The organism is Phenylobacterium sp. (assembly GCF_030698145.1).
Classification (GTDB): domain Bacteria; phylum Pseudomonadota; class Alphaproteobacteria; order Caulobacterales; family Caulobacteraceae; genus Phenylobacterium.
Window position 1 is genome coordinate 1 of sequence record NZ_JAUYNW010000012.1, and the last position, 10,192, is coordinate 10,192.

At 69.0% G+C, this 10,192-nt stretch carries 9 protein-coding genes; 2 read left to right on the forward strand and 7 right to left on the reverse strand.

Going from position 1 to position 10,192, the window contains the following annotated elements; all coding sequences use genetic code 11:
- The 5 genes from Q8Q77_RS01245 to Q8Q77_RS01265 all read right to left on the reverse strand — a co-directional run.
- The coding region (locus Q8Q77_RS01245) for a dihydropteroate synthase (protein ID WP_305580360.1) at window positions 1-1,299 on the reverse strand (1,299 nt) is incomplete at its 3' end.
- A gap of 184 nt (window positions 1,300-1,483) precedes the next feature.
- Window positions 1,484-2,545: a homocysteine S-methyltransferase family protein gene (locus Q8Q77_RS01250; RefSeq protein WP_305580362.1), complete on the reverse strand. Its 1,062-nt coding sequence runs from the start codon at window positions 2,543-2,545 to the stop codon at window positions 1,484-1,486.
- Window positions 2,542-3,465: a methylenetetrahydrofolate reductase [NAD(P)H] gene (gene metF / locus Q8Q77_RS01255; RefSeq protein WP_305580364.1), complete on the reverse strand. Its 924-nt coding sequence runs from the start codon at window positions 3,463-3,465 to the stop codon at window positions 2,542-2,544. Before metF ends, Q8Q77_RS01250 begins: the two co-directional genes overlap by 4 nt.
- The gene (locus tag Q8Q77_RS01260; protein ID WP_305580366.1) at window positions 3,462-4,433 is read right to left on the reverse strand and encodes a metalloregulator ArsR/SmtB family transcription factor; all 972 of its coding nucleotides are present in this window, start codon (window positions 4,431-4,433) and stop codon (window positions 3,462-3,464) included. Before Q8Q77_RS01260 ends, metF begins: the two co-directional genes overlap by 4 nt.
- A 100-nt stretch (window positions 4,434-4,533) precedes the next feature.
- Window positions 4,534-5,475, reverse strand: coding sequence for a 2-hydroxyacid dehydrogenase (locus Q8Q77_RS01265; protein ID WP_305580368.1), 942 nt, complete (start codon window positions 5,473-5,475; stop codon window positions 4,534-4,536).
- Window positions 5,476-5,671: 196 nt separating this feature from the next.
- Between Q8Q77_RS01265 and Q8Q77_RS01270 the strand changes: the two genes are divergently transcribed.
- Complete coding sequence (locus Q8Q77_RS01270) at window positions 5,672-6,913, forward strand: MFS transporter (protein WP_305580370.1); 1,242 nt, start codon at window positions 5,672-5,674, stop codon at window positions 6,911-6,913.
- Between the two features lie 32 nt (window positions 6,914-6,945).
- On the forward strand, window positions 6,946-7,737 hold the full coding sequence (gene ygiD, locus Q8Q77_RS01275) for a 4,5-DOPA dioxygenase extradiol (RefSeq protein WP_305580372.1): 792 nt from the start codon (window positions 6,946-6,948) through the stop codon (window positions 7,735-7,737).
- On the opposite strand, the gene Q8Q77_RS01280 is transcribed toward ygiD, so the two are convergent.
- Entirely contained in the window at window positions 7,734-9,023 is a 1,290-nt protein-coding gene (locus Q8Q77_RS01280) for a calcium-binding protein (protein WP_305580374.1), read from the reverse strand. The genes ygiD and Q8Q77_RS01280 overlap by 4 nt on opposite strands.
- Before the next feature lie 117 nt (window positions 9,024-9,140).
- The coding region (ettA, locus tag Q8Q77_RS01285) for an energy-dependent translational throttle protein EttA (RefSeq protein WP_305580376.1) at window positions 9,141-10,192 on the reverse strand (1,052 nt) is incomplete at its 5' end.

The following is a 10,192-nucleotide window of genomic DNA, read 5'->3' on the forward strand; positions in this document are numbered from 1 at the left end:
GTCGATGACCTCGTAATTGTTGCACTGCAGGACCACGCCGACGATGTTCTTGCCGATGTCGTGGACGTCGCCCTTGACCGTGGCCATCAGGATCTTGCCCGCCGCCTCGCGCGGCTTGCCCTCCTTCTCGGCCTCCATGAACGGCATCAGATAGGCCACGGCCTGCTTCATCACCCGGGCGGACTTCACCACCTGGGGCAGGAACATCTTGCCCGAGCCGAACAGGTCGCCGACCACGTTCATCCCGTCCATCAGCGGGCCTTCGATGACGTGCAGCGGGCGGACGGCCTGGCTGCGCGCCTCCTCGGTGTCGGCCTCGATGAACTCGGTGACGCCATGGACCAGGGCGTGGGTGATCCGCGCGCCGATGGCGCCCTCGCGCCAGGTGAGGTCGGGGCCCTTCTGCTCGGACTTGCCGCCCTTGTACTTGGGGGCCAGCTCCACCAGCCGCTCGGTGTTGGTCAGTTTGGGGTCGCGCTGCGGGCGGTTGAGGATCACGTCCTCGACGGCGACGCGCAGCTCTTCGGGGATGTCGTCATAGACCGGCAGGTCGCCGGCGTTGACGATGCCCATGTCCATGCCCGCGGCGATGGCGTGGTAGAGAAACACCGAGTGGATCGCCCGGCGCACCGGCTCGTTGCCCCGGAAGCTGAACGAGACGTTGGAGACCCCGCCCGAGATCCGGGCATGGGGCAGGGTCTGCTTGATGACCCGCGTGGCCTCGACGAAGTCCACCGCGTAGTTGTCGTGCTCCTCGATCCCCGTGGCGACCGCGAAGATATTGGGGTCGAAGATGATGTCTTCCGGCGGGAACCCCACCTGGTCGACCAGGATCCTGTAGGCCCGCTCGCAGATCTCGATCTTGCGCTTGGCCGTATCGGCCTGGCCCACCTCATCGAAGGCCATGACCACGACCGCCGCGCCATAGCGCAGGCAGGCCTTGGCCTGCTCGATGAACTTGGCCTCGCCTTCCTTCATCGAGATGGAATTGACGATGGCCTTGCCCTGGACGCACTTCAGGCCCGCCTCGATGACCTCCCATTTGGATGAGTCGATCATGATCGGCACCCGGGCGATGTCCGGCTCGGCGGCGATCAGGTTGAGGAAGGTCTTCATGGCCTGGACGGAGTCGAGCAGACCCTCATCCATATTGATATCGATTATCGATGCGCCCGCGTCCACCTGCTGGCGCGCGACGCTCAGGGCCTCGGGATAGTTCCCCTCGGCGACAAGCTTCCGGAACTTGGCCGACCCGGTGACATTGGTCCGCTCGCCGACGTTGATGAAGACAGGTCTCATCCGGATTCCGCTCTAGGTCGTCACTTACAAAGATGCTCCCCCTCTGGGGGAGCTGTCGGCCGAATGGCCGGCTGAGGGGGACTTTGACTCGCTTTGAGCGCTTCAACCCCCTCCGTCACGCTTCGCTTTCGCTACGCGCGCCACCTCCCCCAAGCCGCGCTGCGCGCTGGGGGAGGATCTGAGACTACGCCAATTCGAACGGTTCCAGCCCCGCCAGCCGCATGGCCGTCGGCCGTTCGGGGATCTGACGCGGCGTGACGCCCTTCACGGCGTCGGCCACGTGGCGAATATGGTCGGGCGTGGTCCCGCAACAGCCGCCCAGGATGTTGACCAGCCCGCGCTGCGCCCATTCGTGCAGCTCGTGGGCGGTCTGGTGCGGCTGCTCGTCATACTCGCCCATGGCGTTGGGCAGGCCCGCATTGGGATAGGCCGAGACCAGGGTGTCGGCCACCCGCGACAGCTCGGCGATGTGGGGCCGCATCAGGTCGGCGCCGAGCGCGCAGTTCAGCCCGATGGCGAACGGCTTGGCGTGCTTCACCGAGTTCCAGAACGCCTCCACCGTCTGGCCCGACAGGGTGCGCCCCGAGCGGTCGGTGATGGTGCCGGAGATCCAGATCGGCAGCGGCTCATACCCCTCGTCCTGCAGGTCCAGGATCGCCTTGATCGCGGCCTTGCAGTTCAAGGTGTCGGTGATGGTCTCGATCAGGAACAGGTCCACGCCCCCGTCGTGCAGGGCGATCATCTGCTCGCGATAGGCCTGGTAGACCTCCTCGAAGGTCACCAGCCGCGCGCCGGGATCGTTCACGTCCGAGGACATGGACAGCATCTTGTTCAGCGGCCCGACGGAGCCGGCCACGAAGCGCGGCTTGTGCGGCTCCTTGGCGCTCCAGGCGTCGGCGGCCTCGCGGGCCAGCTTCGCCCCCTGGAAGTTGATGTCGTAGACCGCCTCCCCGCACTCGTAATCGGCCTGGGCGATGGTGGTGGCCGAGAAGGTGTTGGTCTCGGAGATGTCGGCCCCGGCCGCGTAGTACTGGTGGTGCAGGTCGGAGATGATGTCGGGCCGGGTGATGCAGAGCAGGTCGTTGTTGCCCTTGAGCTCGGAATTGTGGCCGGCGAACCGCTCGCCCCGGTAGTCGGCCTCCACCAGCCCGCGCTTCTGGATCATCACGCCCCACGACCCGTCGAGGATCAGGACGCGCTCCTTGGAGATTTGATGAAGCTTTTCAATATGTTGGGTGCGGCTCATGCGGCAAACTCCGTCGGAACCTCCCGGACCCCCAGGACCCGGCAGATCGCATAGACCAGGTCGGCCCGGTTCAGGGTGTAGAAATGAAAGTCCGAATAGCCCTCCTCGGCCAGCCGGACGCACATCTCGGTGGCCACGGAGCCGGCGATCAGCTTCCGGGTCTCCGGGTCCTTGTCGAGCCCTTCGAACAGGTTGCCGAGCCAGTCGGGCAGCGGAATGCCCACCGGCCCCGCCATCTTCTTCAGGCCCTTGAAGTTCGACACCGGCATGATCCCCGGCGAGATCGGGATCGTGACGCCGGCCTTCCGCACCCGATCCATGAAGAACAGATAGGCGTCGATATCGTAGAAGAACTGGCTGATCGCCCGCGTCGCGCCGGCGTCGATCTTGGCCTTCAGGACGTCGATGTCGTGCTCGATCGACGGGCTCTCGGGATGGACCTGCGGGTAGAGGCTGACGCTCACCTCGAACGGCGCCACCGCCTTGATCCCGGCGGTGAGTTCGGTGGCGTTCAGATAGCCGTCGGCCCGCGGGACATAGACCCCGCCGATCACGCCGGGCGGATCACCGCGCAGGGCCACGATGTGGCGGATGCCGGCGTCCCAGTAGGACTGCACCACCTCGTCGACCTCGGCCCGGCTGGCCTCCACGCAGGTCAGGTGCGCGGCCGGCCGCAGGCTGGTCTCGTTCAGCATGCGCACGACGGTGCGGTGCGTGCGGTCGCGGGTCGAGCCGCCCGCGCCGTAGGTCACCGAAACGAAGGATGGGTTCAGCGGCTCGAGGCGGCGGATCGCCTCCCATAGGCTCGCCTCGGCCTCGGGCGTCTTGGGCGGCGAGAACTCGAAGGAGACCGAGGGACGCGGCGCGGTTCCGGCGCCGGCGCGCGCCACGGGGCCGAGCGCGGTTTCATGAGGGCTCATGCGGCGCTCCTTTGGGACTGGCGGGCGCGTTCGGCGACCCAGATCTTGACCGTCAGCCCGTCGTCGCGGGCCGGCGGCAGGCCGCTGGCGCGAACCTTCGACAAGCCGGCCTCGTTCAGCCAGCGTTCCATCTCCGGTTCGGCGAAGCCCAGGCGGCGGTGCTGGTGCTGCTCGCGCAGGAACTCCAGGGCGTGGGGGGCGAAGTCGATGATCAGCAGACGGCCGCCCTCGGCCACCAGCCGGGCGGCCTCGCGCACGGCCGCGGCCGGATCGGCCAGGTAGTGCAGCACCTGGTGGACCACCACGAGATCGGCGCTCTGGTCGGGCAGGCGGGTGCCGAAGATGTCTCCGTGGCGCAGTTCGCAGCGTTCCAACCCGGCCTCGGCCACATGGCTGCGGGCGATGTTCAGCATCTGCTGGGAGAGGTCGAGCCCGAGCGCGGCCTCCGCGTTGGGGCCCAGCAGGGTCAGCATCCGGCCGGTGCCGGAGCCCAGGTCCACCAGCCGCTTGAACGGTCCGGGCCCGGCGGCCTGCAGGATCGCGTCCTCGACGGCGATCTCGGACACATAGAGCGATCGGATCTCGTCCCAGCGCGCGGCGTTGCGGGCGAAGTACTCGCCGGCCTCGGCCGAACGTTCGCCGCGCACCGCCTGCAGGCGTTCGGCGTCGCGCGCCAGGCCGGCGTCGGCCGGATCGATCAGGGCTAGGGCCTCGTCGACCAGCTGGCGGGCCGGGCCGCCCGTCACCAGGCGGTAGAACACCCAGGCGCCATCGGGAAAGCGTTCGACCAGGCCGGCCTCAGCCAGCAGCTTCAGATGTCGGGAGACCCGGGGCTGGCTCTGGTCCAGCACGCGGCACAATTCCAGCACCGCCAGTTCCTCGCGGGCCAGCAGGCCCAGGATTCGCAGCCGCGTCGGCTCGCCCGCCGCGCGCAACACTTCGACCGCCTGGATCGTGGAGAGACTCATGACGACATAAAGATATCCTTATGTCTTTATGTCAAGTGAAGGCGGCGCGTTTGTTCGGCCATTCTAGCACATCGGCGCGCGACGATCGCCCTGGGCGCGCTCAGGGCGAAACCGGGCTCATCACCGGCTCGCCGGCCAGGAACAGGCGGACGTTCTCGAGGGCCTGGCCGACCATGCGCGGGATCGAGTCCACGGTCCCGCCGGCGGTGTGCGGGGTCAGCACCGTGTTGGGCACGCCGGCCCAACGCTCGGGCGGGGTCGGCTCGACCGCGAACACGTCCAGCCCCGCCCGGCCCAGGCGGCCGTCCTTCAAGGCCGCGATCAGGGCGTCCTCGTCGATGATCGAGCCCCGCGCCACGTTGACGATCATACCGCGCGGTCCGACCGCCTCGATGACGGCGCGGTCCACCACGCCGCGATTGGTCTCGTCGGCGCGGCTGGCGACCACCAGGATGTCGCTCGCCTCGGCCAGGGCCAGCAGGCTCTCGGCGCGGAGCCAGACCGCGTCCGGTTTCTCGCGTGGACCCCACCAGGCGATCTCCATGCCGAACGCCTGGGCCCGCACCGCGACGGCCTCGCCGATGGCGCCCAGGCCCACGATCCCGACCTTGCGGCCGCGCAGGCCGGCCCGCGGGCCCATGCGGTCGCCGTCACGCCAGCCGCCACTCCGCAGGACCGCGTCGCCGGCTACGATGTTACGCCAGCTGGCGATCAGCAGGCCCAGGGCATGGTCGGCCACGTCGTCGGCGTTCAGCCCCTTGGCGTGGGTGACCTGGAGCCCCGCCGCGCGGGCCGCTGGCACGTTGACGCCGTCATAGCCGACGCTGACGCAGGCGATCAGTCCGAGGCTGGGCAGGCCGGCCAGGAAATCCGGCTCCAGCGCGATCTCGCCGGCGTGGACGATGGCGCGGACTTGGGCGGCCTGTTCCGCCGTCATCTCCCAGCGCCGCGCGACCTCATAGCCCTGCCCTTCCAGCGCCGCCTGCATGGGCGAGAGCATCTGATGGGACAACAGGACGACGGGTTTGGCGGTCTCAGGCATCGGGGATCTCCAGGCGATCTGCGACCCATAGCTAAGCTGGGCGTCCGCGTCATGCGGCTTGACTTGGCGCCAAGGTCCCTGGACTTAAGGTCCAGGTGGGCCAGCGAGGCGGCGAACAAATATCGCGCCCACGCACCGAACCCTCGCGACCTTTGCGCGAGCGTACGCCCATGGCCTCCTCCACGGACCGCCCACCATGACCCCTTCCGACGCGCTATGGCGCGACCGCGACTTCACTCGCCTCTGGGCCGCCCAGGCCGTCTCGGCGTTTGGCGCCCGCATCACCCGCGAGGGGCTGCCGATCATGGCCGTGGTCGGCCTGGGCGCCGGCGCGGCCACCCTGGGCGTCTTGGCGGCCATCGCCAGCGCCGCGATGGTCTTCGCGGGCCTTGCGGGCGGCGGCTATGTCGACCGCGTGCGCCGCCGGCCGCTTCTCATCGTCGCCGACCTGGTCCGCGCCGCGGCGCTGGCCGCCATCCCCCTGGCCGCCTGGCTGGGCGCCCTGACCCTGGTCCAGGTGTTCATCGCCGCCGCGGCCGTCGCGGCCGCCAGCGTGATCTTCGACATCGCCAGCCATGCTTACCTTCCGGGCCTGGTCGGGCGGTCCGCCCTGATCGACGGCAATTCCAAGCTGGCCTCGACGGAAGCAGTGGCCGAGGTGGGCGGCCCAGCCCTGGCCGGGGTGCTGTTCCAGTGGCTGACGGCGCCCTTCGCCGTGGCGGTGAACGCGGCGACCTACCTGGTCTCGGCGGGGCTGCTGGCCCTGATCCGCGCGCCGGAGCCCACGCCGGAGCCGGAGGCGCCCGCGCCCTGGCTAACCGAGGCCGTCCAGGGGTTCCGGCTGGCCTGGGCCGAGGTCCGGGTGCGGGCCCTGCTGTTGATGGGAGTGGCCCAGGGCCTGTTCGGCGGCGTGTTCTCGGCCCTCTACATCCTATTCGCGCTCCGCACCCTGGGCCTGCCCATCTCGATCCTCGGCGTGGCGATCGCCGCGGGCGGGGTCGGGGCGCTGGCCGGCGCGTGGCTCGGCCCCTGGCTGGGACGGCGCCTGGGTGTCGGCCCCGCGATCCTGACCGCGATCCTGGGCGCGGGGCTCTCGGCCATGCTGATCGCCTTCGCTCCCACGGACCGTCTGGGCGCGAGCGCCGTGTTGATCGCCACCCAGGTCAGCGGCGACGCCCTGGCCGTCGCGGCGGGCGTCCTGACCGCCACCCTGCGCCAGACCTTGCTGCCGCAGCGCGTGCTCGGCCGGGTCGGCGGGGCCTTCCACGCCAGCGCCGGCGGGGCTGCGATCCTGGGCGCCCTGGCCGGTGGCGGGCTGGGCGGGCTGATCGGCCCGCGCCTGGCGCTGTTCGTGGCGGCGATGGGTTTCCTGGTCATCCCGCTGATCGGGGTGCTGTCGCCCCTACGCGGCGTTCGTGACATGCCTGTGGGCGATTGATCTTAGCGCCCCGCGACACGATCTGGTGAGCCATGAGCGAACGCGTCCCCCATATGCCGGCGATCTTCGTCGGCCACGGCAGCCCGATGAACGCCCTGGGCGGTCCCTATGCCGACGCCTGGCGGGCGCTGGGCGAAAGCCTGCCCCGGCCCAAGGCCGTCCTCTGCATCTCGGCCCACTGGTATGTGGAGGAGACGGCTGTCACCGCGATGAGCGCGCCGCGTACGATTCATGATTTCCACGGCTTCCCCAAGCCGCTCTACGACATCGCCTATCCGGCCCCCGGCGACGCCTGGCTGGCCGACCGGGTCACCGACCTGCTGGCCCCCGTCCCCGTGCGCCACGACCAGGACTGGGGGCTGGACCATGGCGCCTGGTCGGTGCTGATCCACCTGTTCCCCCGCGCCGACGCACCGGTCCTGCAACTGGCCATCGACCTGCGCCAGCCGCCCGCCTTCCACTACGAACTCGGCCGCAGGCTGGCGGTGCTGCGCGAGGAAGGCGTGCTGATCCTGGGGTCCGGCGACTGGGTGCACAATCTGGGCGTGGCCATCCGCGCTCAGAGCGCCCAGCACTTCGACTGGGCCGAGCGCTTCAACGAGACGGTGAAGGCCCTCATCGCGGCCCACGATCACGCCCCCCTGGTCGACTGGATCAGCCTCGGCCAGGACGCGGCGCTGTCGATCCCCACCGACGAGCACTATCTGCCCCTGCTCTATGTCCTGGGCGCGCAGCAGGAAGGCGACGAGGTCGCCTTCTTCAACGACGCCATCGAGCTGGGCGCCATCAGCATGACCGGGGTGACGATCGGCCAGGCGGGCTAGGCCGAGAAGATCCATCCCGGCGGCAGCGTCGCGAGCGTCACGCCTTCCAGCACCATCAGGTCGCCGCCGCCCAGGTCGATCACCGTGTCGCCGCCCAGCTGGCTGACCGTGTAGGCCTGACCGATCTCGAGCTGCACCCGGTCGCCCTGGGCGGTCGAGAAGTCGATGATCCGGTCCATGCTGGCGCCGGCGAAGATGTGGAAGGTGTCGGCGCCAGCGCCGCCGGACAGGGTGTCCCAGCCGCGGTCGCCGGACATCCAGTCGTCCCCGCCGCCGCCCGACATGGTGTCGTTGTCCTGGCCGCCGCGCATGACATCGCGGTCAGCGCCGCCGTAGCAGGTGTCATTGCCCATGTTGCCATAGAGGACATCGACGCCGGACCCGCCGTCCAGCACGTCGTTGTCCTTGCCGCCGACCACCCAGTCGTCGCCCTGGTAGCCGACCACGGTGTCATTGCCCATGTTGCCGTGCAGGTCGTCGAATTCGACGCCGCCCTCGAGGTAGTCGTTGCCTTCCTCGCCCCGCAGGAAATTGGCGCCCGCCTGGTCGATCAGGATATCGTCGCCCGCGCCGCCCATCAGCCTGTCGTCGCCATCGAAGCCGAAGAGCTCGTTGGCCCCGGCGTCGCCGATCAGCGTGCTGTTGTAATCGAACGCGCCGATGACCGCCTCGATGTTGACCAGGCGGTCGGAGCCGAAGCCCGTCGCCTGAGGCGCTGTTGTGTTGAGGTTGACGGTGACCGGACCCGTCGCGGTGCTGTAGTCGGCCACATCGAAGCCGGAGCCGCCGTCCAGGAAGTCGTCGCCGGAGCCACCGTCCAGCAGGTCGTCGCCGGTGCCGCCCCGCAGGATGTCCGGACCGCCCAGGCCGACCAGCGCGTCATCGCCGGCGTCGCCGTCGAACTCGTCGACCGACTCGCCGCCGATCACCGCGTCGGCGGTGGGTCCGCCGTGGACCCGGAAGTCCAGCTCGCCGCCGATGATCAGCTCGGCGTTGTCGACGCGGATGTGACCTGCTGGCGCGGCCTGGTTCAGCCAGACCTCGATCGGGCCGGTCTGCTCGTCCAGATAGACCCAGTCGACACCGGTTCCGCCGTCGATCCAGTCGGCGCCTGCGCCGCCGGTGATATCGTCGTCGCCGGCCCCGCCCGAGAGGCTGTCGGCCCCGGCGCCGCCGGCGATGGAATCAGCGCCCGCTCCGCCGACCAGGGTGTCGGCCCCGACCGTTCCGGTCAGGGTCTGGTTGTCGGGGGTCGTCACATGGACGGCCGTCTCTTGAAAACTCATGGTCATGGTCGTCCCCCCGAACGGCGAACGACCCAAACAAACTGGTGAACGCGCCCGCTATCATGGCGGGTTTCAAGCCCCTGAGTCTACCCTGACGGGCGCATACGACTCAGGTTTCTAGCGCGTGAACTTGTGGAACTTGATCCGGTGGGGGATCAGGCTGTCGGCGCCCAGGCGGCGCTTCTTGTCCTCTTCGTAGGCCTCGAAGTTGCCCTCGAACCATTCCACGTGGCTGTCGCCCTCGAAGGCCAGGATGTGCGTGGCCAGACGGTCCAGGAACCAGCGGTCGTGGGAGATGACCACGGCGCAGCCGGCGAATTCCTCCAGGGCCTCTTCCAGGTTCTGCAGGGTCTCGATGTCCAGGTCGTTGGTCGGTTCGTCGAGCAGGATCAGGTTGCCGCCGGTGGTGAGCGTCTTGGCCAGGTGGACGCGGTTGCGCTCCCCGCCCGAGAGCTGGCCGACCTTCTTCTGCTGGTCGCCGCCCTTGAAGTTGAACGAGCCCACATAGGAGCGCGTATTGATCTCGCGCTTGCCCACGGTGAGGATGTCCAGGCCCTGGGAGACCTCCTGCCAGATAGTCTTGTTGGGATCGAGCGCGTCGCGGCTCTGGTCCACATAGGCGAGCTTGACCGTCTCGCCGACCCGGAAGGTCCCGCCGTCGGGGGTCGCCTGGCCGGTGATGATCTTGAACAGGGTCGACTTGCCGGCGCCGTTCGGTCCGATGACGCCGACGATGCCGTTGGGCGGCAGCTTGAAGGACAGGTCCTCGAACAGCACCTTGTCGCCATAGGCCTTGGAGAGGTTCTGAGCCTCCAGCACAACGCCGCCAAGGCGCGGGCCGGGCGGGATCTGGATGGTGGCGGTGGTCTGGGCGCCGCGGGCGTTCTCCTGCTCGCGGACCATCTGGTCATAGGCGGCCAGACGGGCCTTGGACTTGGCCTGGCGGGCCTTGGCGCCGGAGCGCACCCACTCCAGTTCGCGGGTCATCGCGCGCTGGCGGGCGGCCGATTCCGACTGCTCCTGGACGACGCGCTTGGTCTTCTGTTCCAGCCAGCCGGAATAGTTGCCCTCGTAGGGGATACCCTTGCCGCGATCGAGCTCGAGCGTCCACTTGGTCACCTGGTCCAGGAAGTAGCGGTCGTGGGTGACCAGGATGACGCAGCCTGGGA

What these genes read in the sequence shown, in the direction of transcription:
- Q8Q77_RS01250 (WP_305580362.1), bottom strand. Translation starts at nt 2,545, where the DNA reads ATGAGCCGCACCCAACATATTGAAAAGCTTCATCAAATCTCCAAGGAG.
- metF (WP_305580364.1), bottom strand. Translation starts at nt 3,465, where the DNA reads ATGAGCCCTCATGAAACCGCGCTCGGCCCCGTGGCGCGCGCCGGCGCC.
- Q8Q77_RS01260 (WP_305580366.1), bottom strand. Translation starts at nt 4,433, where the DNA reads ATGAGTCTCTCCACGATCCAGGCGGTCGAAGTGTTGCGCGCGGCGGGC.
- Q8Q77_RS01265 (WP_305580368.1), bottom strand. Translation starts at nt 5,475, where the DNA reads ATGCCTGAGACCGCCAAACCCGTCGTCCTGTTGTCCCATCAGATGCTC.
- Q8Q77_RS01270 (WP_305580370.1), top strand. Translation starts at nt 5,672, where the DNA reads ATGACCCCTTCCGACGCGCTATGGCGCGACCGCGACTTCACTCGCCTC.
- ygiD (WP_305580372.1), top strand. Translation starts at nt 6,946, where the DNA reads ATGAGCGAACGCGTCCCCCATATGCCGGCGATCTTCGTCGGCCACGGC.
- Q8Q77_RS01280 (WP_305580374.1), bottom strand. Translation starts at nt 9,023, where the DNA reads ATGAGTTTTCAAGAGACGGCCGTCCATGTGACGACCCCCGACAACCAG.